This window comes from Micromonospora sp. BS32 (assembly GCF_059089345.1).
In genome coordinates this window covers 1-422 of record NZ_JBSSHR010000136.1, presented here as the reverse complement: position 1 = coordinate 422, position 422 = coordinate 1, and the positions used below count along the sequence as shown (strand labels likewise).

Below are 422 nucleotides of genomic sequence, written 5' to 3'. Positions count from 1 at the left end.
GGACAGCGCCTTGTCGTAGTACACCTGGGTGAGGCCGAGGCCGCCGTAGGACTCGTCGATCCGCATGCCGAGCGCGCCCAGCTCCTTCAGGCCGCGCACCACCTCGTCGGGGATCTGCGCCTCGCGCTCGATCCGGGCGGCGTCCACCCGGCTGCGCAGGAAGTCGCCGAGCCGGGCGAGGAACGCCTCGCCCTTCGCCACCGCCTCGGGCGCCGGCAGCGGGTGCGGGTGGATCAGGTCCAGCCGGAAGCGGCCGAGGAACAGCTCCTTGGCGAAGCTGGGCTTGTGCCACTCCTGCTCGCGGGCGGCCTCGGCCACCTGCCGGGCCTCGCGTTCCGAGACGTTGCGCGTTGCGGTGGGTGCGGACACGGTTTGCGTCACCTCCGGGCAGGCCGGCGACCGGCCGGCGTACGTGTCCGTCC

General features: G+C 73.5%; 1 protein-coding gene. It reads right to left on the bottom strand.

The window, feature by feature from the left end:
• Nucleotides 1-369, bottom strand: a 369-nt coding sequence (locus AC5RWQ_RS30610) for an acyl-CoA dehydrogenase family protein (RefSeq protein ID WP_494286067.1), incomplete at its 3' end; no start/stop codon positions are given.
• Between the last annotated feature and the right edge of the window lie 53 nt (nt 370-422).